The 24,346-nt window shown below is 68.8% G+C and carries 25 protein-coding genes; 11 read left to right on the forward strand and 14 right to left on the reverse strand.

The window, feature by feature from the left end; genetic code table 11:
* Positions 1 to 95: 95 nt before the first annotated feature.
* The 4 genes from pssA to NYP07_RS14105 all read right to left on the reverse strand — a co-directional run bounded on the left by pssA (position 96) and on the right by NYP07_RS14105 (position 4,488).
* Positions 96 to 920, reverse strand: coding sequence for a CDP-diacylglycerol--serine O-phosphatidyltransferase (pssA, locus tag NYP07_RS14090; RefSeq protein ID WP_268151492.1), 825 nt, complete (start codon positions 918 to 920; stop codon positions 96 to 98).
* Positions 921 to 1,000: 80 nt separating this feature from the next.
* Positions 1,001 to 2,017, reverse strand: coding sequence for a ketol-acid reductoisomerase (gene ilvC, locus NYP07_RS14095; RefSeq protein WP_268151494.1), 1,017 nt, complete (start codon positions 2,015 to 2,017; stop codon positions 1,001 to 1,003).
* 27 nt (positions 2,018 to 2,044) lie between these two features.
* Positions 2,045 to 2,536: an acetolactate synthase small subunit gene (ilvN, locus tag NYP07_RS14100; protein WP_268151496.1), complete on the reverse strand. Its 492-nt coding sequence runs from the start codon at positions 2,534 to 2,536 to the stop codon at positions 2,045 to 2,047.
* 167 nt (positions 2,537 to 2,703) lie between these two features.
* Complete coding sequence (locus NYP07_RS14105; RefSeq protein WP_268151498.1) at positions 2,704 to 4,488, reverse strand: acetolactate synthase 3 catalytic subunit; 1,785 nt, start codon at positions 4,486 to 4,488, stop codon at positions 2,704 to 2,706.
* A 231-nt stretch (positions 4,489 to 4,719) separates the two neighbouring features.
* On the opposite strand from NYP07_RS14105, the gene NYP07_RS14110 reads away from it, so the two are divergent.
* The 7 genes from NYP07_RS14110 to NYP07_RS14140 all read left to right on the forward strand — a co-directional run bounded on the left by NYP07_RS14110 (position 4,720) and on the right by NYP07_RS14140 (position 8,972).
* Complete coding sequence (locus NYP07_RS14110; protein ID WP_268151500.1) at positions 4,720 to 5,286, forward strand: RNA polymerase sigma factor; 567 nt, start codon at positions 4,720 to 4,722, stop codon at positions 5,284 to 5,286.
* Entirely contained in the window at positions 5,283 to 5,765 is a 483-nt protein-coding gene (locus NYP07_RS14115; RefSeq protein ID WP_268151502.1) for a DUF3619 family protein, read from the forward strand. Before NYP07_RS14110 ends, NYP07_RS14115 begins: the two co-directional genes overlap by 4 nt.
* 4 nt (positions 5,766 to 5,769) lie before the next feature.
* The gene (locus NYP07_RS14120) at positions 5,770 to 6,579 is read left to right on the forward strand and encodes a DUF3106 domain-containing protein (RefSeq protein ID WP_268151504.1); all 810 of its coding nucleotides are present in this window, start codon (positions 5,770 to 5,772) and stop codon (positions 6,577 to 6,579) included.
* Positions 6,576 to 7,088 (forward strand): RDD family protein, encoded by a 513-nt coding sequence (locus NYP07_RS14125; RefSeq protein ID WP_268151506.1) that lies wholly within the window; start codon positions 6,576 to 6,578, stop codon positions 7,086 to 7,088. Before NYP07_RS14120 ends, NYP07_RS14125 begins: the two co-directional genes overlap by 4 nt.
* Positions 7,085 to 7,474, forward strand: coding sequence for a diacylglycerol kinase (locus tag NYP07_RS14130; RefSeq protein ID WP_268151508.1), 390 nt, complete (start codon positions 7,085 to 7,087; stop codon positions 7,472 to 7,474). Before NYP07_RS14125 ends, NYP07_RS14130 begins: the two co-directional genes overlap by 4 nt.
* Positions 7,475 to 7,491: 17 nt before the next feature.
* The gene (locus NYP07_RS14135; RefSeq protein WP_268151510.1) at positions 7,492 to 8,277 is read left to right on the forward strand and encodes an AraC family transcriptional regulator; all 786 of its coding nucleotides are present in this window, start codon (positions 7,492 to 7,494) and stop codon (positions 8,275 to 8,277) included.
* Between the two features lie 83 nt (positions 8,278 to 8,360).
* On the forward strand, positions 8,361 to 8,972 hold the full coding sequence (locus tag NYP07_RS14140) for a LysE family translocator (RefSeq protein ID WP_268151512.1): 612 nt from the start codon (positions 8,361 to 8,363) through the stop codon (positions 8,970 to 8,972).
* 151 nt (positions 8,973 to 9,123) lie between these two features.
* Here NYP07_RS14140 and NYP07_RS14145 read toward each other — a convergent pair whose 3' ends face one another.
* Both NYP07_RS14145 and NYP07_RS14150 read right to left on the reverse strand, forming a co-directional pair.
* Entirely contained in the window at positions 9,124 to 9,462 is a 339-nt protein-coding gene (locus NYP07_RS14145) for a P-II family nitrogen regulator (protein ID WP_268151514.1), read from the reverse strand.
* Between the two features lie 28 nt (positions 9,463 to 9,490).
* Positions 9,491 to 11,155 (reverse strand): NAD+ synthase, encoded by a 1,665-nt coding sequence (locus NYP07_RS14150; protein WP_268151516.1) that lies wholly within the window; start codon positions 11,153 to 11,155, stop codon positions 9,491 to 9,493.
* On the opposite strand from NYP07_RS14150, the gene NYP07_RS14155 reads away from it, so the two are divergent.
* Positions 11,154 to 12,359 carry a GNAT family N-acetyltransferase gene (locus NYP07_RS14155; RefSeq protein ID WP_277583801.1) on the forward strand — a complete coding sequence of 402 codons (1,206 nt, stop codon included), beginning with the start codon at positions 11,154 to 11,156 and terminating at the stop codon, positions 12,357 to 12,359. The genes NYP07_RS14150 and NYP07_RS14155 overlap by 2 nt on opposite strands.
* Positions 12,360 to 12,377: 18 nt before the next feature.
* Here NYP07_RS14155 and ppa read toward each other — a convergent pair whose 3' ends face one another.
* Positions 12,378 to 12,908 (reverse strand): inorganic diphosphatase, encoded by a 531-nt coding sequence (ppa, locus tag NYP07_RS14160; RefSeq protein ID WP_268151520.1) that lies wholly within the window; start codon positions 12,906 to 12,908, stop codon positions 12,378 to 12,380.
* A 150-nt stretch (positions 12,909 to 13,058) separates the two neighbouring features.
* Here ppa and NYP07_RS14165 point away from each other — a divergent pair, with 150 nt between their 5' ends.
* Both NYP07_RS14165 and NYP07_RS14170 read left to right on the forward strand, forming a co-directional pair.
* Positions 13,059 to 15,239: a sodium-translocating pyrophosphatase gene (locus NYP07_RS14165; RefSeq protein WP_268151522.1), complete on the forward strand. Its 2,181-nt coding sequence runs from the start codon at positions 13,059 to 13,061 to the stop codon at positions 15,237 to 15,239.
* Between the two features lie 84 nt (positions 15,240 to 15,323).
* Entirely contained in the window at positions 15,324 to 16,160 is an 837-nt protein-coding gene (locus NYP07_RS14170) for a J domain-containing protein (protein ID WP_268151524.1), read from the forward strand.
* 7 nt (positions 16,161 to 16,167) lie between these two features.
* Here the strand turns inward: NYP07_RS14170 and NYP07_RS14175 are convergent, their stop codons facing one another.
* The 3 genes from NYP07_RS14175 to NYP07_RS14185 are packed head-to-tail and all read right to left on the reverse strand — an operon-like array spanning position 16,168 to position 19,807.
* Positions 16,168 to 16,581: a hypothetical protein gene (locus NYP07_RS14175; RefSeq protein ID WP_268151526.1), complete on the reverse strand. Its 414-nt coding sequence runs from the start codon at positions 16,579 to 16,581 to the stop codon at positions 16,168 to 16,170.
* A gap of 30 nt (positions 16,582 to 16,611) precedes the next feature.
* The gene (locus NYP07_RS14180) at positions 16,612 to 19,239 is read right to left on the reverse strand and encodes a serine/threonine-protein kinase (protein WP_268151528.1); all 2,628 of its coding nucleotides are present in this window, start codon (positions 19,237 to 19,239) and stop codon (positions 16,612 to 16,614) included.
* A gap of 13 nt (positions 19,240 to 19,252) precedes the next feature.
* Complete coding sequence (locus NYP07_RS14185) at positions 19,253 to 19,807, reverse strand: ECF-type sigma factor (RefSeq protein ID WP_268151530.1); 555 nt, start codon at positions 19,805 to 19,807, stop codon at positions 19,253 to 19,255.
* 228 nt (positions 19,808 to 20,035) lie between these two features.
* Here NYP07_RS14185 and NYP07_RS14190 point away from each other — a divergent pair, with 228 nt between their 5' ends.
* On the forward strand, positions 20,036 to 20,590 hold the full coding sequence (locus tag NYP07_RS14190; RefSeq protein ID WP_268151532.1) for a diguanylate cyclase domain-containing protein: 555 nt from the start codon (positions 20,036 to 20,038) through the stop codon (positions 20,588 to 20,590).
* On the opposite strand, the gene NYP07_RS14195 is transcribed toward NYP07_RS14190, so the two are convergent.
* The 4 genes from NYP07_RS14195 to NYP07_RS14210 are packed head-to-tail and all read right to left on the reverse strand — an operon-like array spanning position 20,587 to position 24,321.
* Positions 20,587 to 21,297 (reverse strand): ABC transporter ATP-binding protein, encoded by a 711-nt coding sequence (locus NYP07_RS14195; protein ID WP_268151534.1) that lies wholly within the window; start codon positions 21,295 to 21,297, stop codon positions 20,587 to 20,589. The two genes, NYP07_RS14190 and NYP07_RS14195, sit on opposite strands and share 4 nt — an antisense overlap.
* On the reverse strand, positions 21,294 to 22,070 hold the full coding sequence (locus tag NYP07_RS14200) for an ABC transporter ATP-binding protein (RefSeq protein WP_268151536.1): 777 nt from the start codon (positions 22,068 to 22,070) through the stop codon (positions 21,294 to 21,296). The genes NYP07_RS14195 and NYP07_RS14200 overlap by 4 nt, the downstream gene beginning before the upstream one ends.
* Complete coding sequence (locus NYP07_RS14205) at positions 22,067 to 23,362, reverse strand: branched-chain amino acid ABC transporter permease (protein ID WP_268151538.1); 1,296 nt, start codon at positions 23,360 to 23,362, stop codon at positions 22,067 to 22,069. Before NYP07_RS14205 ends, NYP07_RS14200 begins: the two co-directional genes overlap by 4 nt.
* Entirely contained in the window at positions 23,362 to 24,321 is a 960-nt protein-coding gene (locus NYP07_RS14210) for a branched-chain amino acid ABC transporter permease (protein ID WP_378990124.1), read from the reverse strand. Before NYP07_RS14210 ends, NYP07_RS14205 begins: the two co-directional genes overlap by 1 nt.
* Between the last annotated feature and the right edge of the window lie 25 nt (positions 24,322 to 24,346).

Raw genomic sequence — 24,346 nt, forward strand, 5'->3', positions numbered from 1 at the left:
GGCGTGACTGACTAGCGAACCCGTGGTTCCTTGAGGACTGGTAGCAGGCTAATTCGCGTGGCGCGGCTCATGGGTCGGGAATCTAGCACGAAAGCCTACTCGTGCAAGCCGCGCTCATCGGGCTCGTCGGTGCTCGTCGAGATGACGCTGACGGGCCGGCCCTTGGCCTTGCGCCAGCCGTAGATGACGTAGCCCGACAGGCCGTAAACGCAGAAGGCACCGAAGAGAACGCGCGCCGGGTCGAGAGCCGCAAAGCCGATGCCGAGCATGATGATGACCAGCACGATGAAGGGCACGGAGCGCCGGCGATCAAAGACTTTGAAGCTGTAGAAGGGCGCATTCGTCACCATCGAAAGCCCGGCGAACAGCGTCAGGCCATAGGCCGCCCAGGGCACCCAGCTGCCGCGTTGCACGCCGGTGTAGTCGGAGCTGTCCACCACGGCCCAGATCAGGCCGATGACGATGGCGGCCGCGGCCGGGCTGGGCAGGCCCTGGAAGTAGCGTTTGTCGACGACGCCGATGTTCACGTTGAAGCGTGCCAAGCGCAGAGCCGCGCCGGCGATGTAGACGAAGGCCGGGATCCAGCCCGGCTTGCCCATGTCCTTCAGCGCCCACATGTAGACGATCAGCGCCGGCGCGGCACCGAAGGCGACCATGTCGGACAGGCTGTCCATCTGCTCGCCGAAGGCGGACTGGGTGTTGGTCATGCGCGCGACGCGGCCGTCCAGGCTGTCGAGGATGGCGGCGGCGAAGATCGCCACGCAGGCCACCTCGAAGCGGCCGTTCATGGCCATGACGATGGCGTAGAAGGCGCTGAACAGCGCGCCGAGCGTGATCGCGTTGGGCAGGGCATAGATGCCCTTGCGGCGGGGGCGGACGGCGGCGCCGGGCTCGTCGTCCTCGATGGGATCAGGGGTCATGGCAGCAGGATAGCGCAGCGCTTACAAAGCAAAAGGCCGGCGCCCCGCGGCACCGGCCTTTCATCGTGCGGAGCGACGATTCAGTTCTTGGCCTTGTCGACCAGCTTGTTGGCCTTGATCCAGGGCATCATCTCGCGCAGCTTCTCGCCGACCTGCTCGATCGGGTGCTCGGCGGTTAGGCGGCGGCGGCTGATCAGCGTCGGGGCGCCGGCCTTGTTCTCGAGGATGAAGGACTTGGCGTACTCGCCGGTCTGGATGTCCTTCAGGCACTGGCGCATCGCGTTCTTGGTGGCCTCGGTGACGACGCGCGGGCCGGTCACGTACTCGCCGTACTCGGCGTTGTTCGAGATCGAGTAGTTCATGTTGGCGATGCCGCCTTCGTAGATCAGGTCCACGATGAGCTTGAGCTCGTGCAGGCACTCGAAGTAGGCCATCTCAGGGGCATAGCCCGCTTCCGTCAGCGTCTCGAAGCCGGCCTTGATCAGCTCGACGGCGCCGCCGCACAGCACGGCCTGCTCGCCGAACAGGTCGGTCTCGGTCTCTTCGCGGAAGGAGGTCTGGATGATGCCGGCCTTGCCGCCACCATTGGCCGCGGCATAGCTCAGCGCCAGGTCACGCGCCTTGCCGGTCTTGTCGGCGTAGACGGCGATCAGGTGGGGCACGCCGCCGCCTTGGCGGTAGGTGTTGCGCACCGTGTGGCCGGGGGCCTTGGGGGCGACCATCCAGACGTCGAGGTCTTCGCGCGGCTGCACCTGGCCGTAGTGCACGTTGAAGCCGTGGGCGAAGGCGAGGGACGCGCCCTGCTTGATGTTGGGCTCGACTTCCTTCTTGTAGACGTCGGCGATCTGCTCGTCGGGCAGCAGGATCATGACGACGTCGGCCGACTTCACGGCCTCGGCGATCTCGGCGACCTTGAGCCCGGCGCCCTCGGCCTTGGCCCAGGACGCGCCACCGCGGCGCAGCGCGACGGTGACCTTGCAGCCGCTGTCGTTCAGGTTCTGCGCGTGCGCATGGCCTTGTGAGCCGTAGCCGATGATGGTGACGTTCTTGCCCTTGATGAGGCTCAGATCGGCGTCTTTGTCGTAGTAAACGTTCATGGTTCGCTCCAGGGGAAGAAGGTCCGGTCAGACCCGAAGAATGCGTTCGCCGCGGCCGATGCCCGAGGCACCGGTGCGGACCGTTTCGAGGATGGACGCGCGGTCGATCGCGTCGATGAAGGCGTCGAGCTTGCTCGCGTCGCCGGTCAGCTCGATGGTGTAGGTCTTCTCGGTCACGTCGATGATGCGGCCGCGGAAGATGTCGGCGGTGCGCTTGATCTCCTCGCGCTCCTTGCCGACGGCGCGCACCTTGATGAGCATCAGCTCGCGCTCGGTGTAGTTGCCCTCGGTCAGGTCGACGACCTTGACGACCTCGATGAGGCGATTCAGGTGCTTGGTGATCTGCTCGATGATCTCGTCGCTGCCGGTGGTCACGATGGTCATGCGCGACAGCGACGCGTCTTCCGTCGGCGCGACCGTGAGGCTCTCGATGTTGTAGCCGCGGGCCGAGAACAGCGCCACGACGCGCGACAGCGCGCCCGGCTCGTTCTCGATGAGCAAAGCAATGATGTGTTTCATGGGATGTCGTCCTTCGCGCTCTTCGGTGCCGGCGGCGGTAACCGCCGGACCTTGGCCGCGGGTTCGAATCGTTATAGAAAGGGACTGCCTTTGTCGGCTGTTCTCGCCATCCGCCGCCGGCCTCGGTGAGGGCGGTAACCCTCGCCAAGACCCGCGGCTTCAGCCGGTCACAGGTCTTCCGAGCCCAGCAGCATTTCCGAAATGCCCTTGCCCGCCTTGACCATGGGCCAGACGTTCTCGGTCGGATCGGTGCGGATGTCGAGGAAGACGGTGCGGTCCTTGAGCCGCATGGCTTCCTTCAGCGCGCCTTCCACGTCGCTCGGCTTCTCGACCAGGATACCGACGTGGCCATAGGCCTCGGCCAGCTTCACGAAGTCGGGCAGCGCATCCATATAGCTGTGCGAGTAGCGGCCCTCGTAGTCGAGCTGCTGCCACTGGCGCACCATGCCGAGGTAGCGGTTGTTCAGCGACACGATCTTGACCGGCGTCTGGTACTGCAGGCAGGTCGACAGCTCCTGGATGCACATCTGGATGCTGCCCTCGCCGGTGATGCAGAACACATCCGACTCGGGCCTGGCGAGCTTGATGCCCATCGCATAGGGCAGGCCCACGCCCATCGTGCCCAGGCCACCGGAATTGATCCAGCGGCGCGGCGCGTCGAACTTGTAGAACTGCGCGGCCCACATCTGGTGCTGGCCGACGTCGCTCGTGATGTAGGTGTCGCGGTCGCGGGTCAGCTGCCACAGCGTGTCGACGACCATCTGCGGCTTGATGACCTCGTCCGAGCCCTTGTAAGCCAGGCAGTCGCGGCGGCGCCAGTCGTTGATCTGGTTCCACCAGGCATTGACGGCGTTGGCGTCCGGCTTGGCCTGCGCCTCCTTCAGCTGCGCGATCAGCTCCTGCAGCACGTCCTTCACGTCGCCCACGATGGGGATGTCGACGCGCACGCGCTTGGAGATCGACGAAGGGTCGATGTCCACATGGATGATCTTGCGCTCGACCGAGCCGAAGTGCTTGGGGTTGCCGATGACGCGGTCGTCGAAGCGCGCGCCCACGGCCAGCAGCACGTCGCAGTGCTGCATGGTCATGTTGGCTTCGTAGGTGCCGTGCATGCCCAGCATGCCCAGGAAGCGCGGGTCGGTGCCGGGCATCGCGCCCAGGCCCATCAGCGTGTTCGTGCAGGGGAAGCCCAGCATGTCGACCAGCTGGCGCAGTTCGGCCGTTGCCTCGCCGAGGATGACGCCGCCACCCGTGTAGATATAGGGCCGCTTGGCCTGCAGCAGCAGCTGCACCGCCTTGCGGATCTGGCCGCTGTGGCCCTTCTTGACCGGGTTGTAGGAGCGCATCTCGATGCGCTCCGGGTAGTGGAAGCTGGTCTTGGCCAGCGACACATCCTTGGGGATGTCCACCACCACCGGGCCGGGCCGGCCGGTGCGGGCGATGTGGAAGGCCTTCTTCAGCGTCAGCGCCAGGTCGCGCACGTCCTTCACGAGGAAGTTGTGCTTGACGATGGGGCGCGTGATGCCGACCGTGTCGCACTCCTGGAAGGCATCCAGGCCGATCGCCGGCGTCGGCACCTGGCCCGTGATGATGACCATCGGGATCGAGTCCATATAGGCCGTGGCGATGCCGGTGACGGCATTCGTCACGCCCGGACCCGAGGTCACCAGGGCCACGCCGACCTCGCCGGTCGCGCGGGCGAAACCGTCGGCGGCATGGACGGCGGCCTGCTCGTGGCGCACCAGCACGTGCTGGATGCTGTCCTGCTTGTAGAGGGCGTCGTAGATGTAGAGCACCGCGCCGCCGGGGTAACCCCAGAGATGGCGCACCCCTTCGGCCTGCAGGCAGCGAACGAGGATCTCGGAGCCGTTGAGCTCAGCGGTGGAGGAATTGGGGGAGGAATGCGGCTGCGCCAGGGCGGCGCGCTTGATATCCGCGGCAGACATGTCCATTTTTTAGAACCTCTGTGAATTTCTCTAACGAAAAACCATTGGTGCTCCTCTTCTCGTCCTCGTGAGACGGATTCGGAACCTGCGCGTCAACAACAGATGGTGCCCCAGTCGGGCGGCCACTGAGAGACCATAACTCTTTGTGCGAAGCAGCATTATGCCGAGCAAAAACCGCTGAGCCTTCGTATCAGACGAATGCCATAATCCGCGCTGCTGCTCGGAGCCGCCCAAGCCTTGGCCACAGACAAAGAACTCAACGAATTCCTGCGCACCGTGGACCGCCGCGCGTTCAAGCGCACGGCCTACCTCGTCCGCGACGACGATGCCGCACTGGACATCGTGCAGGACGCCATGATCAAGCTGGCGGAAAACTATTTCGACCGCCCCGCGGCCGAACTGCCGCTGCTGTTCCAGCGCATCCTGTCGAACGCGACGATGGACCACTTCCGTCGCCAGAAGGTGCGCAACGCGGTTCTGACGAATATGTCCGACTTCGAAGGCGGCGATGGCGACGGCGACTTCGACCTGCTGGAGATCCTCGAAACCCAGGACGGCGCGATGGGCGCCCGGAGCGCGGCGGACGAGGTCAGCCGGGCGCAAATCTTGCAATCCATCGAGGCGGAAGTGGAACAGCTGCCGGCGCGTCAACGCGAAGCCTTCCTACTGCGTTACTGGGAGGAACTGGATGTTGCAGAGACCGCCTCTGTGATGGGTTGCTCGGAAGGCAGTGTCAAGACGCACTGCTCACGCGCCGTCCACGCGCTGGCCAAGTCCCTCAAAGCCAAGGGGATCACGCTATGAAGTCGCCAAATCTTTCCGCCCGCCCTGCCGACCTGGACGCCCGCCTGGATGCCGCCATGAAGCGCTTCGGGCAGCGCGTTGCCGCCGGCCTGACCGAGCGCAATGCCGAGCTGCCGCACGACGTGTCGGAGCGGCTGCGCTTCGCTCGCGAGCAGGCCCTGGCCCGCGCCGCCCGGGCGCGTGCGGCCCGCACGAGCGTGAGCACGGCCCGCCCCGCCACGGTGCAGATGGGCGCCACGCTGGCGCTGGGCGGCGGCCCGCGCGGTGCAGGCAAAGACAACGGCCTGTGGCCCAAGCTCGTTTCGGCTCTGCCGCTGCTGGCGCTGGTGGCCGGCCTGCTGCTGATGCAGCGCGGCCAGGTCCACGAACAGATCGTCGCCGCGGCCGAGGTCGATACCGCGTTGCTCAGCGACAACCTGCCGCCTTCCGCCTTCAGCGACCCAGGCTTCGCCGAATTCCTGAGAGATGGTCAAGAATGACCGGATGCGCATGACCCGAGCCGCGACGACGCCGCCCCAGCCCCTGCGCCTGCTGATGGCCCTGCTGCTCGGCGCAGCGGGGCTTTCTGCTTTTGCGCAGCCGCCCGAGGCCGCCTCCGCCCCCGAAGCGGCGAGCGCCGTGCTGCCCGCGGCACCGGCGCCGGTCGCGCGCCCCGCCGTGTCCGCCCTCGCGCCCGCGCCGACCTGGCAATCGCTGACACCCGCCCAGCAGGCCCTGCTGGCGCCGCTGGAGCATGACTGGGCCAGGCTCGGCGCCATCCAGCGCAGCAAGTGGCTGAATGCGACGCCGATGCTGGCCTCGCTGCCCGCGCCCGAGCTGGCCCGCCTGCACGAGCGCATGCGCGACTGGGCTCACCTGACGCCGGCCGAACGCCGGGATGCGCGGGTCGGCTTCCAGGTCGCCAAGCAGATCGATGCCGAGGAGCGTCAGGCCAAGTGGGAGGCCTACCAGGCCCTGCCGCCCGAGAAGCGGCAGGAGCTGGCCGAAAAGGCCGCCGCACGCCGCAAGGCCCAGGCCATCGCGCCCGGCCACACGGCCAAGCCGCTGGCCGCGGCGCCCAAGTCCAACATCGTGCCGGCCGCGCCCAAGCTGGTGACGCCCACGCCGGTCACCGGCAGCCTGGTCCAGGCCAAGCCGGGTGCGACGACGGTGCTGATCACCCAGGCCCGCGTGATGCCCAGCCACCACGCCGCGGGCGAGGCCAAGGTCGTCGCCGACCCGGCCCTGGTCGACCCCAAGACCCTGCTGCCCAAGTCACTGAAGGCGCCGCCCGCGCCCGCCTCCCACCCATGACGGCGCCTGCCGGCCTGGGCGCCGCGCCTCCAGGCCTGGCGCGCCGCTTCGCGGCCTTCCTCTACGAAGGCGTGCTGCTGTTCGGCGTGACCTTCTTCGCCGGCTTCCTGTATTCGGTGCTGACGCGCCAGCAGCATGCGATGCAGGGCCGCGCGGGCCTCGGCGCCTTCATCTTCGTCGTGCTGGGCCTGTATTTCGTCGGCTTCTGGACCCGCTCGGGCCAGACGCTGGCGATGAAGACCTGGCATCTGCGGGTCGTCGATGCCGCGGGCGGCCCGCTGGGCTGGCAGCGCGCGCTGCTGCGCTATCTGCTCAGCTGGCTGTGGTTCCTGCCCGCGCTGCTCAGCGTCTGGGCGCTGGGCCTGCACGGCGGCGGCGCCATCTTCGGCAGCCTCGCCGCCGGCGTGCTGGCCTATCTGCTGATCGCCCGCCTGCATCCGCAGCGCCAGCTGCTGCACGATACGATTTGCGGCACCCGCGTCATCACCCAGCTCCCGCAGCGCCGATGAGCAGCCCGCAAGACAACCCCCACAAAGGCCGCACCGGCCTGGACCGCATCATCCACGCCGCCGGCTACTCCTGGGCCGGGCTGAAGGCCGCCTACACGGGCGAGAGCGCCTTCCGCCAGGAGACCTGGCTCTGCATTCTCGCGGCGCCGCTGGCCTTCTGGCTGGCCAACACCTGGGAGCAGGCGGCGCTGCTGCTGGGCTCGCTGTTCGTCGTCATCATCGTCGAACTGCTGAACTCAGCCATCGAGGCCGTCGTCGACCGCGTGTCCTTCGAGCGGCACGATCTGTCCAAGCGCGCCAAGGACATCGCCAGCGCCGCCGTGCTGATGGCCCTGCTGCTGGCCGCCGGCGTCTGGGGCGCGGCCGTCTGGCAGCACCTGCACTGACAGGGCGGCATCGGGCCATGGCATCCGCCCGGGGTTTCCAGCTGTTGCGCTCCGGCATGGCCGGCGTGGAACTCGTCGCGGCCGACTCGGCCCACAGCTTCGGCCGGCACACCCACGACCAGTTCGGCATCGGCCTCGTCGAACGCGGCGCGCAGAAGTCCGCCAGCGGGCGCGGCGTCGTGGAGGCCGGCGCGGGCGACATGATCGCGGTGAATCCCGGCGAGGTGCACGACGGCAAGCCGCTGGACTCGACGGGCCGGCGCTGGCGCATGCTCTATGTCGAGCCGGCACGCCTGCTGGATGCGGCCGACGGCGTGAGGCCGGGCACCGGTTTCGAGTTCTCGGCACCGGTCATCCGCGACCGCGTGCTGGTGGCGCGCTTCGCCGCGCTGTTCGATGCCGCGACGGCCGGCGAGCCGCTGCAATCCGAGGCCGCGCTGCTGGGCTTGATCGCCCGGCTGCTGCAACCCGTGCCGCGCGGGCGCCCTGCCCTCACGGCGGGCGTCATGGCCGCGCGCGAACGCATGGACGACGACCCTAGCGCCACACCCACGCTGGCCGCACTCGCCGCGCAGGCGGGCCTGAGCCGCTACCAGTTCCTGCGCGCCTTCACGCGCCTGACCGGCCTGCCGCCCCATGCCTATCTGCTGCAGCGGCGCGCCCAGCACGCGCGCCGGCTGGTCGGCAGCGGCATGGCGCTGGCCGACGCGGCCGCCGCGAGCGGCTTTGCGGACCAGAGCCACATGACGCGCAGCTTCGTGCGCAGCTTCGGCCTGACGCCCGGCGCCTTCGCCCGCGGTTGAACCTAGAAACGGCAGTTGAAATTTCGTTCAAGACCCGGCAGCCGGTGCACCGCAGCATGGCGCTCCAAACAAGGAGCCCCTGCATGAACCTCGAATTCCTGACCCTCTCGCTGCTGGTGGTCGCCTCGCCCGGCACGGGCGCCGCGGTCACCATCGCGACCGGCCTTGCACGCGGCACGCGCACGGCGCTGGTGGCGGCCTTCGGCTGCACGCTGGGCATCGTGCCGCACATGCTAGCGGCCGTGACCGGCCTGGCCACGCTGCTGCACGCCAGTGCGCTGGCCTTCGAGGCCGTCAAGGTCGCCGGCGTGGCCTATCTGCTCTACATCGCGTGGATGACCTGGCGCGAGAAGGGCGTGCTGGAGGTGAAGGCCGACAGCGCCGAGCGCACGGACTGGCAAGTCATCCGGCACGCGGTGCTGGTGAACCTGCTCAACCCCAAGCTGTCGGTGTTCTTCCTGGCCTTCCTGCCACAGTTCGTCGCGCGCAACGAGCCGGCGCCGACGCTCGCGATGCTGGAACTCTCAGCCATCTTCATGGCGATGACCTTCGCCGTGTTCGCGGTCTACGGCGCCTTCGCGGCGCGGATGCGCGACCGGGTGCTGGGCAGCCCGGCAGCGATGGCCTGGCTGCGGCGCAGCTTTGCAGCCACGTTCGTGGCGCTAGGTGCGAAGCTGGCGCTGACGCCACGCTGAGGACCGGAAGTATTTCGGGCCGAGCGCCGGGCCGCCCCAAGCCGGCCCGTTGGGCGATGTGCGAGCGGCTCGATGCCGCGAGCATCGCCGTCCCCTCGGGGGACCGACCAGACGCGCGGCGTTCAGCTCGCGCGGCTGGGCGAGGGGCACGTCACACCGCCGCTTCGTCCGTCTCGCCGGTGCGGATGCGGATGACCTGCTCCACCGGCACGACGAAAATCTTGCCGTCGCCGATCTTGCCGGTCTTGGCGGCCTTCAGGATGGCGTCGATGCAGCGATCGACCTCGTCGTCCTTCACGACGACCTCGACCTTGACCTTGGGCAGGAAGTCGACGACGTATTCGGCGCCGCGGTAGAGCTCGGTGTGGCCCTTCTGGCGGCCGAAGCCCTTGACTTCGGTGACCGTCAGGCCCGAGGCGCCCACCTCGGCCAGCGCCTCGCGGACCTCGTCGAGCTTGAAGGGTTTGATGATGGCGGTGATCTGCTTCATGACGGGGCTCCGGTTGCTTGACCCAAGTTTACGCACGGAAGCGCGAGGTGATGGGATAGCGCCAGTCGCGGCCGAAACCGCGGTGGGTGATGCGGATGCCCACCGGTGCCTGGCGGCGCTTGTATTCGTTGATCTTGATGAGCCGCGTGACGCGCTCGACGTCCTCGGGCCTGAAGCCGGCGGCCACGATCTCGGCGATGGACTGGTCCTGCTCCATGTAGCGGGCGAGTATGGCGTCCAGCACCGCATAGGGCGGCAGGCTGTCCTCGTCCTTCTGGTCGGGGCGCAGCTCGGCCGAGGGCGGGCGCGTGATGATGCGGTCCGGGATGATCTCGGCGCCCTGCGCATTGCGCCAGCGCGCGAGGCGGAAGACCAGGGTCTTGGCCACGTCCTTGATGACGGCGAAGCCGCCGGCCATGTCGCCGTAGAGCGTGCAGTAGCCGGTGGCCATCTCGCTCTTGTTGCCGGTCGTCAGCACGATGCTGCCGAACTTGTTGGACAGGGCCATCAGCAGCGTGCCGCGGATGCGGGCCTGGATGTTCTCCTCGGTCGCGTCCAGCGGCAGGCCCTTGAACTCGCCCGCCAGCGTCGCGTTGAAGGCGTCGAACATCGGCACGATGCTCATCTCGTCGTAGCGCACGCCGAGGCGCTCGGCCATGTCGCGCGCGTCGATCCAGGAGATGTCGGCCGTGTAGGGCGAGGGCATCATCACCGCCCTCACCTTGTCGGCGCCCAGCGCGTCGACGGCGATGGCCAGCACCAGGGCCGAGTCGATGCCGCCGGACAGGCCGATCAGCGCGCCGGGGAAGCCGTTCTTGCCGAGGTAGTCGCGCACGCCCACCACCAGCGCCTGCCAGACCTGGGCCTCGAACTCGGGAACGGCCACGACGCTGCCGCTGAGCCGGCCGGCGTCGAACTCGACGATGGCCAGCGCCTCCTCGAACATCGCCGCCCGCGCCGCCAGCGTGCCGTCGGCCTGCACGGCGAAGGAGGCGCCATCGAAGACCATCTCGTCCTGCCCGCCGACGAGGTGGGCATAGAGCAGCGGCAGCCCGACGGCCCGGGCGCGCTCGGCCATGCGCTGCTCGCGCTCCGCGACCTTGGCCGTGTGGAAGGGCGAGGCGTTGATGACGCAGAGCAGCTCGGCCCCGGCCGCCCTGGCGGCGGCGGCGGGCTCGTCGAACCAGGCGTCCTCGCAGATCAGCAGGCCGACCTTCCTGCCCTTCACGTCGACGACGACGGCGCCCAGGCCGGCGTCGCGGCCCGAATGGAAGTAGCGGCGCTCGTCGAAGACCTGGTAGTTGGGCAGCTCGCGCTTCGCATAGCTGGCCACGACCCGCCCGCCGGCCAGCACCGAGGCGGCGTTCAGGCAGGGCGGCAGCGACCAGCTGCGCTCGCGCGCCACGCCGCCGGCCCGCTCCATCGGGTGGCCCACGACGGCATGCAGGCCGTCGCAGTCCGCCAGCGCGGCCGCGATGCGCTGCAGCTGCGCCTCGCAGGCGGCCAGGAAGGCCGGGCGCAGCAGCAGGTCCTCCGGCGGATAGCCGCACAGCGCCAGCTCCGGCGTGACCAGCAGATCAACCCCAGCCGCATGCGCGACGCGCGCTTGGGCAATGATGCGGTCCGCATTGCCCGCCAGATCGCCGACGACGACGTTGATCTGGGCCAGGGCAATCTTCAAGGGCGAGGACATGGGCGACAGCAATTCAGCAAAGGACGAGGCCAGCATTGTCATTCGGGTCGACGACAGCCCGGAGGCGCTGCCGCAAGGCCTCTGGGACGAGCTGCTTTCCCGCCAGGCCCGGCCCACGCCCTTCATGCGCCTGGCCTATCTTCGCGCGCTGCATGCCAGCGGCAGCGCCGTGGCCGGGACCGGCTGGCAGCCGCAGTTCGTGTCGCTGTGGCGCGGCGCCGAACTGCTGGCGGCCTGCCCGGCCTGGCTGAAGGCCCACAGCTATGGCGAATACGTGTTCGACTGGGCCTGGGCCGACGCCTACCAGCGGCACGGCCTGAGCTACTACCCCAAGCTGCTGGTGGCCGTGCCCTTCACGCCGGTGCCGGGCAGCCGCCTGCTGGCCGTGGACGACGCGGCCCGCCTGTTGCTGGCGCAGGCTCTGCGCGCGCTGGCCCGCGAGACCGGGGCCTCGTCGCTGCATGTGCTGTTCGGCGACGAGGCCGACCAGGCCGCGCTGGCCGCCGCCGGCTGCACGGCGCGGCAGGGCGTGCAGTTCCACTGGACGGCCGAGGGCGACGCGGACTTCGCCGCCTTCCTGGGCCGGCTGCAGCGCGACAAGCGCAAGAAGATCCAGCAGGAGCAGCGCCGCGTGCGCGAGGCCGGCGTCGTCTTCGAGGCCCGCGAGGGCGCGGACATCAGCCCCGAGGACTGGGACTACTTCTACCGCTGCTACCAGCTCACCTACCAGGCCCACCACAGCAGGCCCTATCTGAGCCGCGACTTCTTCGCGCGCATGGCGGCCGACATGCGCGCGCACTGGCTGATGTTCACGGCACGGCGCCGAATGGGTGAAGGAAGCGAGCGCGTGGCCGCGTCGCTGATCGCGCTGGACCCCGGGCGCCGCACCGCCTTCGGCCGCTACTGGGGCGCGACCCAGCACATCCCCTGCCTGCATTTCGACGCCTGCTACTACCAGCCGCTGGCTTGGTGCATCGCGAACGGCTACCAGCGCTTCGAGGGCGGCGCCCAGGGCGAGCACAAGATGGCGCGCGGCCTGATGCCGACGCCGACCGCCTCCAGCCACTGGCTGGCCCACCCGACCTTCGCCGACGCGGTCAACGACTTCCTGGCCCGCGAGGGCGCGGCGATGAGCGGCTATCTGGACGAACTGAACGAGCATGCGCCGTTCAAAAGACAAAACGCCGCGGATGCGGCGTTTTGAGCAGGGCGAAAAGACCGTTCAGGCCTTGGCGAAGTTCGCCATGCCTTCGGTGATCTCGCGCTTGGCGGAGTCCGGGCCTTCCCAGCCCTTGACCTTGACCCACTTGCCCTTCTCCAGGTCCTTGTAGTGCTCGAAGAAGTGCTGGATGGCCGACAGGCGCATCGGGTTCACGTCCTCGATCTTTTCCCAGTGGCTGTACATGGGCAGGATCTTGTTGGTCGGCACGGCCAGCAGCTTGGCGTCGCCGCCGGCTTCGTCGTCCATCATCAGCACGCCCAGCGGGCGGCAGGTCACGACGACGCCGGGCGTCAGCGCGAACGGGGTGATGACCAGCACGTCCACCGGGTCGCCATCGTCGGCCAGCGTCTTCGGGATGTAGCCGTAGTTGCACGGGTAGTACATCGGCGTGGTCAGGAAGCGGTCGACGAACAGCGCGCCGGTTTCCTTGTCGACCTCGTACTTGATCGGGTCGGCATTCATCGGGATCTCGATGATGACGTTGAACTCGTCGGGCGCCTTGGCGCCGGGGGACACGTTGTGCAGGCTCATGGTCGTCGTTGTAGTGCTAAGGAAAACCCGCATTCTAGTTTTGCTGGTAAACGCTCAGCTGACGCCGCAGACCCCGCCCTTAAGCTCCGCCGCGCAAGCCCGACAGCCCGCTGGGCCGAAGCAATCGCACGCACCTGAGGAGACTTTTTCATGTCGACGGAGATGGCGCTGTATTTCGCGCTGGCCTGCGGCCTCGCGGCCGTTCTTTATGGTTTCATTCAACGCAGCTGGATCCTGAGCCAGGACGCCGGCAATGCCCGCATGCAGGAGATCGCGACGGCGATCCAGCAGGGCGCCGCCGCCTACCTGGGCCGGCAGTACCGCACCATCGCCATGGTCGGCGTCGTGCTGGCCATCGCCATCGCGGTGTCGGGCCTGGGGCAGACGACGGCCATCGGCTTCGTCATCGGCGCGGTGCTGTCGGGCATCTGCGGCTTTATCGGCATGAACATCTCGGTGCGCGCCAATGTGCGCACCGCGCAGGCCGCCACCAAAGGCATCGGCGCGGCGCTGGACGTCGCCTTCAAGGGCGGCGCCATCACCGGCATGCTGGTCGTCGGCCTGGGCCTGCTGGGCGTCGGCGGCTTCTACATGGCCATCGGCGGCGGGCATGACAGCGCGGCGCTCAAGCCCATGCTGGGCCTGGCCTTCGGCTCCTCGCTGATCTCCATCTTCGCGCGCCTGGGCGGCGGCATCTTCACCAAGGGCGCGGACGTGGGCGCCGACCTGGTGGGCAAGGTCGAGGCCGGCATCCCCGAGGACGACCCGCGCAACCCCGCGGTCATCGCCGACAACGTGGGCGACAACGTCGGCGACTGCGCCGGCATGGCCGCCGACCTGTTCGAGACCTATGCCGTCACGCTGATCGCCGCGATGGCGCTGGGCGCCTTGATGGTGGTCGGCAGCAGCGCGCAGGCCGGCGTCGTCTACCCGCTGGCCCTGGGCGGCGTGTCCATCATCGCGTCCATCATCGGCTGCTACTTCGTCAAGGCCAGCGACGGCATGAAGAACGTGATGCCGGCGCTCTACAAGGGCCTGATCGTGGCCGGCGTGCTGAGCCTGGTGGCCTTCTTCTTCGTCACCCGCGCCATGTTCCCGGGCGAAGTCCAGCTCGCCAACGGCGCCACGACGAATGCGATGGCCCTGTTCGGCGCCTGCGCCGTCGGCCTGGTGCTGACGGCCGCCATGGTCTGGATCACCGAGTACTACACCGGCACGCAATACCACCCGGTGCAGCACGTCGCCCAGGCCTCCACCACCGGCCACGGCACCAACGTCATCGCCGGCCTGGGCGTGTCGATGAAGTCCACCGCCTTCCCGGTGCTCTTCGTCTGCGCGGCCATCTACTCGGCCTACATGCTGGCGGGCCTCTACGGCATCGCCGTCGCGGCCACATCCATGCTCAGCATGGCCGGCATCATCGTTGCGCTGGACGCCTACGGCCCCATCACCGACAACGCCGGCGGCATCGCCGAGATGGCCGAACTGCCCGCCGCCGTGCGCGACATCACCGACCCGCTGGACGCCGTGGGCAACACCACCAAGGCCGTCACCAAGGGCTATGCCATCGGCTCGGCCGGCCTCGCGGCGCTGGTGCTGTTCGCCGACTACACGCATGCGCTGGAGTCGCGCGGCATGCATGTCAGCTTCGACCTGTCCGACCACCAGGTCATCCTGGGCCTCTTCATCGGCGGCCTGATCCCCTACCTGTTCGGCGCGATGGCAATGGAAGCCGTGGGCCGCGCGGCCGGTGCGGTCGTCGTGGAGGTGCGCAAGCAGTTCGCCGACGGCGCCATCATGGCCGGCCTGCGCAAGCCCGAGTACGGCGCCGCGGTCGACATGCTGACCACCGCCGCCATCAAGGAAATGATCGTGCCGTCCCTGCTGCCCGTGGCCGCGCCCATCATCGTGGGCATGGTGCTGGGCCCGGCGGCCCTGGGCGGCCTGTTGATGGGCACCATCGTGACCGGCCTCTTCGTCGGCATCTCGATGTGCACCGGCGGCGGCGCCTGGGACAACGCCAAGAAGCTGATCGAGGAAGGCTTCAAGGACGACAAGGGCGTGGTCCACAAGAAGGGCTCCGAGGCGCACAAGGCCGCCGTCACCGGCGACACCGTGGGCGACCCCTACAAGGACACCGCCGGCCCGGCCGTGAACCCGCTGATCAAGATCATCAACATCGTGGCCCTGCTCATCGTGCCGCTGCTGCCGATGGCGGCCGGCAGCAAGGCGCCCGAGCCCCTGCCCGCACCGGTCGCCGCCGTCGCGGCCAGCGAGCCAGCGCCGGCCGCCAGCATGGCGGAGATGCCGGCCTCGGCAGCGTCTCAGTAGTTCGCTGGTAAACCCCGGCATCACGCCCCGAGAAATCAGACTTCTCGGGCCGTTTTCATTGCCGCGCCACGGCAAAATCGCCCCATGGCGAGCACGGCGATCACCCGACACGAACTGACGCGGCGACGCGAGCAATTGCAGGATCTGCGGCGCTACCTCGCCGTGCTGGAAGCCGACCACGACGGCGCCCGCGCCAAGCTGCTGGGCTTCCGCCTGCGCTACCTCGAAGCCCTGGGCCCGCTGATGCGCGAGCTCGACGAGCTCGAGGCCCAGCTCCACTCGGCCACCGCCCTGCTGTCCGAGGCGCTGCTGCGCCAGGGCGTCGACGCCCCCGTGTTGGCCACGCCGCGCGCCAAGGCCTGGCCCGACGTCCCGGCCCTGCCCGAAGCCGTGCCGCTGCCGCCCGAACCCACCGGGCCGATGACCGACCTGCCGCCGCCCAGCCTGAAGACGCTGTACCGGCGCGCGGCCATGCGCTTCCACCCCGACCTGGCGCCCTCGGGCCCCGAGCGCGCGGTCTGCGAGCAGCGCATGATGGTCGTCAACGAGGCCTATGCCGGCGGCGACCGCCACAAGCTCGAAACCCTGCTGCTGGCGGCCGGCGAACTGCCCGAGAAGGTCATCGGCGGCCCGGCCGACGCGGTGCGCGCCTGGCTGGGCCTGTGCGAGCACCTCGTGCAGGGCCGCATCCGCGTCGTGCAGGCCCAGACGCTGGTGCTGCAGAACCTGCAGATGCACCAGTTGCGCATCGCCATCGAACGCGCCGAGGCGGGCGGCATGCGCCCGCTGGACATCATGGCCGCGCGGCTACGCGCGCAGATCGCGGAGCGGCGCCAGGAGCTCTATATCGGCCAGCGCCTGCAGCCGGATTCGGACCTGGCAGCGAGCTTCGTCAGGCAGCGCCAGGCCCGAATCAGATAACGTCGGTTCAGCCGTTGTTCTGCGTCGACGGGTCGGGCGTGGGCACCAGATTGACGACAACGCCGCTCGCGTCCAGTTGCTCGAAGACGAGCACGGTGCCACGCCAGGTGCCACCGTTCACCGTGATGGCCACGGTGTTGCCCGGCGCCAGCAGCAGGTTGTCGCCCTGCGGCACCGGCGAGCTGCCATTGAGGGTGTGGGTGACGGCCGCCCACAGGCGCAACACCGACTTGTCGCCGGTCTGCGTGAAGCGGATGCTGTCGTAGGCAGGCTGGGCCGCGGGAATGACCAGCGGCGATCGCATCGCCTGACCCTGCGGATTGGCGTAGAGGAAATAGGGCCGGTTGTTGCCGTCGACCCCGGCGGTCACGGTGACCGGATAAGGGTTCTTGGTCGATCCGAGCAAATCGTCGTTGGACATCAGTGATCCTTTGAAAGCTACAGCAGCGCGTTACTGGCAATCCCCGAGCTGGCGCCACAGCTCGGGGACCGGACTTGCAAGCCCTGCGCGGGCGACGGGCTCCCAGAAGGCCCGTGCGGTGCGACAGGTCTCGGCGGGCATTCGGAGGCCGTGCTGATGCACAAGTTGCCGACGCTCCAGCTCCAACGCAGCCCGTGCCCGCAATTCGCTGAATCGCGGGCGCTGGCTGGCCGGATTCCAGTTGGCTGGCAGTAGAAGGGCCTCATCGAGCCGCGCCATGGCGCGCTCCGGTGCCATTTGCCTCGCCTCCCACAGGGCCAGCACATACCGGACGACGGCCGAAGGCGCCTTCACCGAGGCCAACAAACCTTGCAAGGCCTGCGCCCTCGCCCGCTGCTCGGGCAAAGGCGTTGCCGGGGCCTGCAGCGCAGACAACAGCCCGAGAGCCTCTCGATCCAGCAGCAGACGGCGCCAGCGCTGGTTGCTTCCATCCCCAGCCACCGCCTCGCGCAGCAAGGCCCTGGCCTCTCGATCGGCGGCAACGGCCTCGCCGGGGCGGGCCAGAGCATTCAGCGCATAGGCGCGCCAGCCGAGCGCGAGGGCCTGGTCTACCTTGGGCAGCAAATCGCGCGGATGCGCCGCGCTACGGCGGGCCTGAAGCGCCAGGAGCTCATCTCCGAGTGCCAGTGCATCGGCCGCGCGCCCACCGGCCACAGCCGTCTCGACGGCCCAGACCAAGTCGTCGTTGAGCTTCTTCTGGTACTCCTCGGTATCGGGATGCCGTGCATGGAGGCTGCGCGAAGCCTCTAACGCGGCGTCGAACTGCCGTCGGGCTTCATCGAGCGACAGCGAGAGCAAGGCCAGGACACCCAAATTCAGCCGGGCGTGTGACAACTCCAGCACCGGTTCCTCGGCGCCGGGCATCCGGTCAACCCATTGCTGAGCAATCTCCCGGTAACGACTCCAATGCTGTGCGGCATCGGCGGATCGGCCCCGCTGCAAGGCCAACTCGCCCATCCAAAATGCCAACTGCGTGCCTTGACGCAGCACGGCCTCGTCTGCGGGCGACTGCCGCTGGGCCTGCTGCAGCCAGCGCTCGGCCGACGTCAGCGCTTCAGATGCCAGACCGAAGCGCTCTTTCTGCAATTGGACCTCGGCCAGGATCAGAAGCGCCTTGACACGCTTGAGCAGGTCGTCGATGGACACCGCCTGCCTGGGGTCCGGATCGCCCAGCACCTGCAAGGCCTGCTGGCCAATGCTCTCGAGCAGCGACAGCCTCCCCACCGGCCTCAGCTCATTGGCCATCTCCCCGAGTAGATAGGACAGCAAGGCCTCCGCCTGGCCGCGCCGCGCCTGTGCCTGCTGCTCGGCCACTTTGGCCCGCTGCGCCTGCCAGACGCTGACGCCCGTCAACCCGGCCAACGCCAGCACCGCCAGCGCGCCAAAACCCACCGCAAGCCGATGCCGCCGCACAAACCGCCCCAGCACATAGACCCGGCTATCCGGCCGCGCGGCGATGGGCTCGTGAGCGAGCCAGCGGCCCAGGTCGTCGGCCAGGGCCTGGGCGTTGGCATAGCGCTCGGCGGGCTTCTTCTTCAGCGCCTTGGCGAGGATGGTGTCCAGGTCACCCTTGAGCAGCCTGGCCTGGCGAGCCAGCGCGAGGTCGCCGGACTCGGCAGCGACGCTGGAGAGCCGCCGCGGCTGCAGCTCGACGACGGCCTTCAGGTGGTCGAGCTGGGACTGCGTGCCTTCCGCCGTCGGGTGGCGGCCGCCAAGCAGCAGATAGAGCAGCACGCCCAGCGCATAGACGTCGGTGGCCGTGGTCACGTCGGTCTGCTGCACCTGCTCGGGTGCGGCGAACTGCGGCGTGTAGGCGCTGCCGGCGCGCTGGGTGATCTCGGTCGCGGCGGCGCCGTCCTGGGCCTGGGCGGCGTCGTCCAGCAGCTTGGCAATGCCGAAGTCCAGCAGCTTGACCTGGCCATCGGCGCTCACCAGGATGTTGCTGGGCTTGAGGTCGCGGTGCAGGATCAGGCGCGAGTGCGCATGGGCCACGGCCGCCAGCACGTCGAGGAAGAGCCGGATGCGCGCCGCGACGTCCAGGCCCTGCTGCTGGCAATGGCGGTCGATGGGCAGTCCTTCGACGTACTCCAGCACCAGATAGGGCTGGCTGCCCTCGTGCACGCCGGCGTCCAGCAGCCGCGCGATGTGCGGGTGCGAGAGGCGGCCGAGGATCTGGCCTTCGCGCGCGAAGCGGGCCGCGCCGCCACTGCTGCCGAACAGGCCGGACTGCAGGAACTTGATGGCAACGTCGCCCTCGAAGCGGCCGTCGGCCCGGTGCGCCAGCCAGACCGTGCCCATGCCACCCCGGCCCAGCTCGCGCTGCAGCACATAGGGCCCGATGTGCTGGCCGGCCAGGTCGGGCGGCTCGTCGGGGGACGCCAGCGTGTCGATGACCGCGCGGGCCGCTGGCATGTCCAGGAAGCCCTGCAGGTCCAGCGACGCGTCCTGCGCGAGCATGGCGGCGAGCCTGTCGGCCAGCGCCGCGTCCTGCGTGCGCAGCTCGGCCAGGCGCCGGCTGCGTGCGGGCTCGGCCAGGTCGAGCAGTTCGTCGAGCAGGGGGCTCAGCACGGCCCACTGCTGCTTGTCGATGGCTGTCATGGAGCTGCCCGCATCAGCCGCGCAGGCTCGCGGCCAGGAAGAGGCGCGCCTTCTGCCAGTCGCGCTGCACGGTGCGCTCGGTGACGCCCAGGGCCTCGGCGATGTCGCGCTCGGCCAGGCCGGCGAAGTAGCGCATCTCCACGACCTGGGCCAGGCGCGGCTCGGCCTGGCCCAGCTCGTCCAGCGCTTCGTGCACCTTCAGCACGTCGTCGTCGGCCTGCGGCGTGTGCTCGGCCACCGCGGTATCGAGCGTCAGCATCTGCTGGCCGCCACCTCGCCGGTCGGCCTGACGGGCCCGCACGAGGTCGACGACGACACTGCGCATCGCACGGGCGGCGTAGGCCAGGAAATGCCGGCGATCGGGGTAGTCCTGGCCCTGCAGGTCGGCCAGACGCAGCCAGACCTCGTGCACCAGGGCCGTGGTGTCCAGCAGCGTCATGCCGCCGGACTGGCGCAGGTGGCGCCGCGCCTGCCGGCGCAGGTCGTCGTACAGGGCCGCCACCACCCGGTCGCCGGCGGCCCGGTCGCCCTGCGACGCGGCCTTCAGCATTTGGGTGATGTCCTGCATGGCGCGCACTCTAGCCGCTGATCGTGCCGGCCTAACCTGCCGGCACCCGGGAAACCCCGGGCCGGCGGCCTTGTCGCGAAGTTTTTTTGCGGGCCATGTCGGGTTTCGTGCCGGCACGGCGTTTTAACGGAATGAGGGCCCAGTCCGCCGAACGCCAGGGAGGCCGGCAAGGATCGGATGCAGCCGGCGGACCAGGCCCTCAACTCCCCAACCACCCGCAGCCCCCCCATGCCCCTGGCCAGCAGCCCCCCCGACAGCGCCCCGGCGACGCCTCGTGCGGCGCCCACGCCGCCGCAGCGCGTCGAATCCACGATGCAGCTCGAGATCGCCCTCATCCGCCATCTGGCCCGCAGCCGCCGCCAGGGCGACCTGATGGCCCTGCTGTGGATCGAGGTCGAGCTGCTGACGCATCTCGGCCCCGCGCCGGACGGCGGCATGCGCGAGGCCGTGGCCCAGGCGCTGGGCGCGCGGCTGCAGCACCGCGTGCGCCGCACCGACCTCGTCTTCCAGGTCGGCGACACGGGCTTCGCCGTGCTGCTGGACGCCGACAAGGCCGGCGCCGAACTCGTGGAGAAGCGCCTGTCCGAGCAGCTGCGCGGCCCCTACGGCATGGGCCGCAGCCAAGCCCATGTCCACATCAGCATCGGCCTGGCCATTTCCTCGGAGGCCTGCCGCCAGGGCAGCGGCCTCGTGCAATGCGCGATGGACGACGTCTACACCCACCGGCCAACGCCGCCCGCCCCCGCGCCGCTGGCGGTCGCTGACGCGGCCAACAGCGTCTAGACCTCCAGCCACTCCTTGCGGATGTAGGCGTTGGCGCGCAACTCCGCCGGGCTGCCTTCGAAGACGATGCGGCCGTGGCCCATCACATAGCAGCGCTCGGAGATCTCCAGCGCGATGGCCAGCTTCTGCTCGACGAGCAGCACGCCCAGGCCGCGCTTCCTGAGCTCCTTCAGGTATTCGGCCACCAGCTCGACGATCTTGGGCGCCAGACCCTCGGTGGGCTCGTCGATCATGATGAGGTCGGGGTCGCCCATCAGCGTGCGGCAGAGCGTCAGCATCTGCTGCTCGCCGCCCGACAGCACGCCGGCCTCGGTGTGCTGGCGCTCCTTCAGCCGCGGGAACATGCGATACATGTCGTCGAAGCCCCAGCGCGGGTTCTTCTTCCCATGCTTCTCGCCCAGCAACAGGTTCTGGTGCACGGTGAGCTTGGGGAAGATGTCGCGGTTCTCCGGCACGTAGCCGATGCCGAGGTGGGCGATCTCGTAGGCCTTGCGGCCCACCAGTTCCGCGTCGCCGAACTTGACGGAGCCCTTGGCGTCGACCTGGCCCATGATGGTTTTGACCATCGTCGAGCGGCCCGCGCCGTTACGGCCCAACAGGCTGACGATCTCGCCCGGGTTCACCTGCAGGCTGACGCCGTGCAGCACATGGCTCTTGCCGTAGAAGGCGTGGAGGTTGTCGAGTTTGAGGGTGCGCGCTTCGCTCATGCTGCCGCTGCCTGTGTTTCTGCGAGCACCGAGCCCAGATAGGCCTCCTGCACGCGCGCATTCGCCCGCACGGCATCCGGCGTGTCGAAGGCGATGACCTCGCCATAGACCAGCACGGCGATCTTGTCCGCGAGGCCGAACACCACGCCCATGTCGTGCTCCACGGTCAGCAGGGTCTTGCCCTCGGTGACGTCGCGGATCAGCTGGATGAAGCGCTTGGTCTCGCTCTTGCTCATGCCGGCCGTGGGCTCGTCGAGCAGGATCACGCTGGAGCCACCGGCGATGGTGATGCCGATCTCCAGCGCGCGCGCCTCGGCATAGGTGAGGTTCATGGCCAGCACGTCGCGGCGCCGGTCGAGCTTGATCATTTCCAGGATCTGCTCGGTGCGGTCGTTGGCGTCGTCGAGGTCGGCCAGGAACTTCCAGAACGCATAGCGGTGGCCCAGGCTCCACAGCACGGCACAGCGGATGTTCTCGAACACCGACAGCCGCGTGAACAGGTTGGAGACCTGGAAGCTGCGCGACAGGCCCTGGCGGTTGATCTCGTAGGGCCTGTGGCCGTCGATGCGCCGGCCGTGCAGATGGATCTCGCCCGAGGTCGGCGCGAAGCGGCCGCTGATGAGGTTGAACAGCGTGCTCTTGCCGGCGCCGTTGGGGCCGATGATGGCGACGCGCTCGCCGGGCCGCACGGCCAGGTTGGCGCCGCGGATGATCTCGCTCTTGCCGAAGCTCTTGCGCACGTCGCGCAGCTCCAGCGCATAGGACGTGGTCAAAGCGCTTCCCTCCGCTTGATTTCCTTCTCGATGTCTTCCTGGATCTCGCTCCACTCGTGCACGTACTGGCGGCGCACCAGCTCGAACAGCGCCGCGCCGACGACGAGCAGCAAGCTGGCGCCGAACCAGGCATCCAGGCCGGCGCTGTTCAGCGTCGCACCCATGAAGCGCAGCTCCGGTCCCAGGGCCTCGTTGAGCTGGCGGTGGTAGACCATCTCGATCATGGTCGCCGCGCCGAGCAGCGCCGCGAGGCCGGTACCGGCCAGCGCGAGATACGAGGTCCACAGCTTCTTCAGCTTGCCGAAGGCCGCGACGCGCAGGTTCATCAGGATCAGGCTGGCCAGGCCGCCCGGCGCGTACATGACCATGAACAGGAAGATCAGGCCCAGGTAGAGCAGCCAGGCCTGGGTCAGCTCCGACAGCAGCACGCCGCAGATGACCATCAGCACCGCGCCGATGATGGGGCCGAAGAAGACCGTGGCGCCGCCCAGGAAGGTGAACAGCAGATAGGCGCCGGAGCGCGTCGCATGCAGCACCTCGCCGTTGACGATCTCGGTGTTGATGGCGCCCAGGCCCCCGGCGATGCCGGCGAAGAAGCCCGAGATCGTGAAGGCCATGAAGCGCACCCAGTGCGTGTCGTAGCCGACGAACTCGACGCGCTCGGGGTTGTCGCGCACCGCGTTCAGCATGCGGCCCAGCGGCGTGCGCGTCAGCGCGAACATCGCGGCCGTGCAGACGAAGCAGTAGACGGCGACCAGGTAGTAGACCTGGATCTGCGGCCCGAACGTGATGCCCAGCAGCGGCTTGCCGATGACGCGGTTGCTGGACACGCCGCCCTCGCCGCCGGAGAACTCCGGCAGCATCAGCGCCAGCGCGAACACCAGCTCGCCGATGCCCAGCGTGATCATCGCGAACGGCGTGCCGGCCTTCTTCGTCGACACATAACCCAGCAACGCAGCGCAGGACAAGCCTGCCACGCCGCCGACGAGAGGGATCAGGCCGACCGGCAGACCCAGCGTGCCGGCGCCGGCCATGTTCAGCGCATGGATGGAGAGGAAGGCGCCCATGCCGCTGTAGACCGCGTGGCCGAAGCTCAGCATGCCGCCCTGGCCGAGCAGCATGTTGTAGGCCAGGCAGGCAATGACGCCGATGCCCATCTGCGTGAGCATGGTCTGCGCGAGGCCGCTGGTCCAGATGCGCGGCGCGACGAAGAGCGCCAGCGCGAACAGGCTCCAGATGGCCCAGCGCCCGACGTTGTAGGGCTTGAAGTGGAATTCCTTGGCCTGGCTCATCAGTCCTCCCGGGTTCCCAAGAGGCCCTTGGGCCGGAAGATCAGGATCAGCACCATCAGCAGATAGGGCAGGATCTGGGCGACGTCCTTCAGCGCCAGGCGCAGCACCGGGTAGCCGGGCGTGTCGGGCGTGACCGTCACGCCCAGCGCCGTCAACGCGGAGGCCAGCGATGCGTCCACCGTCAGCGGCAGGGTCTGCAGCAGGCCGATGACGAGCGAACCGACGAAGGCGCCGGCCAGCGAGCCGATGCCGCCGACGACCACGACGACGAAGATGATGGAGCCGACGATGACGGCCATGTTCGGCTCGGTCACGAAGGTGATGCCGCCGATGACGCCGGCCAGCGCCGCCAGCGCGCAGCCGCTGCCGAACACCAGCATCAGCACGCGCGGCACGTTGTGGCCCAGGGCCTCGACCATCTCGGGATGGGTCAGCGAGGCCTGGATGACGAGGCCGACGCGGGTGCGCGTCAGCAGCAGCCACAGGCCCACGAGCATCAGCAGCGCGACCAGCATCATGAAGGCGCGCGTCAGCGGGAAGGTCGAGCACAGCGCCGCCGCGCACAGCTCGGGCGCCGCCTTGCCGAGCGCGAAGGACAGGCCCCGGCCCGGCGCCGAGATGAGGGTGAAGGCCGAGCCCTGCAGCTCCGGCGGCGGCGTGAAGGGCACGGCCGTGCGGCCCCAGACCAGCTGCACCAGCTCCAGGATGACGTAGGACAGGCCGAAGGTGATGAGCAGCTCGGGCACATGGCCGAACTTGTGCACGCGCCGCAGCGCCAGACGCTCGAAGGCCGCGCCCATCGCGCCGACGACCAGCGGCGCCAGCAGCAGCGCCGGCCAGAAGCCGACGACGCCCACCAGCGAGTAGGCGACATAGGCGCCCACCATGTAGAAGCTCGCGTGCGCGAAGTTCAGCACGCCCATCATGCTGAAGATCAGCGTCAGCCCGGAGCTGAGCATGAACAGCAGCAGGCCGGACGACAGG

Source organism: Pelomonas aquatica, assembly GCF_026712205.1.
Taxonomy (GTDB): Bacteria; Pseudomonadota; Gammaproteobacteria; order Burkholderiales; family Burkholderiaceae_C; genus Pelomonas; species Pelomonas aquatica.

Bases quoted from the DNA above. Each gene is read 5' to 3' on its own strand.
- pssA (WP_268151492.1), bottom strand. From the start codon at position 920: ATGACCCCTGATCCCATCGAGGACGACGAGCCCGGCGCCGCCGTCCGC.
- ilvC (WP_268151494.1), bottom strand. From the start codon at position 2,017: ATGAACGTTTACTACGACAAAGACGCCGATCTGAGCCTCATCAAGGGC.
- ilvN (WP_268151496.1), bottom strand. From the start codon at position 2,536: ATGAAACACATCATTGCTTTGCTCATCGAGAACGAGCCGGGCGCGCTG.
- NYP07_RS14105 (WP_268151498.1), bottom strand. From the start codon at position 4,488: ATGGACATGTCTGCCGCGGATATCAAGCGCGCCGCCCTGGCGCAGCCG.
- NYP07_RS14115 (WP_268151502.1), top strand. From the start codon at position 5,283: ATGAAGTCGCCAAATCTTTCCGCCCGCCCTGCCGACCTGGACGCCCGC.
- NYP07_RS14120 (WP_268151504.1), top strand. From the start codon at position 5,770: ATGCGCATGACCCGAGCCGCGACGACGCCGCCCCAGCCCCTGCGCCTG.
- NYP07_RS14125 (WP_268151506.1), top strand. From the start codon at position 6,576: ATGACGGCGCCTGCCGGCCTGGGCGCCGCGCCTCCAGGCCTGGCGCGC.
- NYP07_RS14130 (WP_268151508.1), top strand. From the start codon at position 7,085: ATGAGCAGCCCGCAAGACAACCCCCACAAAGGCCGCACCGGCCTGGAC.
- NYP07_RS14135 (WP_268151510.1), top strand. From the start codon at position 7,492: ATGGCATCCGCCCGGGGTTTCCAGCTGTTGCGCTCCGGCATGGCCGGC.
- NYP07_RS14140 (WP_268151512.1), top strand. From the start codon at position 8,361: ATGAACCTCGAATTCCTGACCCTCTCGCTGCTGGTGGTCGCCTCGCCC.
- NYP07_RS14145 (WP_268151514.1), bottom strand. From the start codon at position 9,462: ATGAAGCAGATCACCGCCATCATCAAACCCTTCAAGCTCGACGAGGTC.
- NYP07_RS14155 (WP_277583801.1), top strand. From the start codon at position 11,154: ATGGGCGACAGCAATTCAGCAAAGGACGAGGCCAGCATTGTCATTCGG.
- NYP07_RS14150 (WP_268151516.1), bottom strand. From the start codon at position 11,155: ATGTCCTCGCCCTTGAAGATTGCCCTGGCCCAGATCAACGTCGTCGTC.
- ppa (WP_268151520.1), bottom strand. From the start codon at position 12,908: ATGAGCCTGCACAACGTGTCCCCCGGCGCCAAGGCGCCCGACGAGTTC.
- NYP07_RS14165 (WP_268151522.1), top strand. From the start codon at position 13,059: ATGTCGACGGAGATGGCGCTGTATTTCGCGCTGGCCTGCGGCCTCGCG.
- NYP07_RS14170 (WP_268151524.1), top strand. From the start codon at position 15,324: ATGGCGAGCACGGCGATCACCCGACACGAACTGACGCGGCGACGCGAG.
- NYP07_RS14175 (WP_268151526.1), bottom strand. From the start codon at position 16,581: ATGTCCAACGACGATTTGCTCGGATCGACCAAGAACCCTTATCCGGTC.
- NYP07_RS14180 (WP_268151528.1), bottom strand. From the start codon at position 19,239: ATGACAGCCATCGACAAGCAGCAGTGGGCCGTGCTGAGCCCCCTGCTC.
- NYP07_RS14185 (WP_268151530.1), bottom strand. From the start codon at position 19,807: ATGCAGGACATCACCCAAATGCTGAAGGCCGCGTCGCAGGGCGACCGG.
- NYP07_RS14190 (WP_268151532.1), top strand. From the start codon at position 20,036: ATGCCCCTGGCCAGCAGCCCCCCCGACAGCGCCCCGGCGACGCCTCGT.
- NYP07_RS14195 (WP_268151534.1), bottom strand. From the start codon at position 21,297: ATGAGCGAAGCGCGCACCCTCAAACTCGACAACCTCCACGCCTTCTAC.
- NYP07_RS14205 (WP_268151538.1), bottom strand. From the start codon at position 23,362: ATGAGCCAGGCCAAGGAATTCCACTTCAAGCCCTACAACGTCGGGCGC.
- NYP07_RS14210 (WP_378990124.1), bottom strand. From the start codon at position 24,321: ATGCTCAGCTCCGGGCTGACGCTGATCTTCAGCATGATGGGCGTGCTG.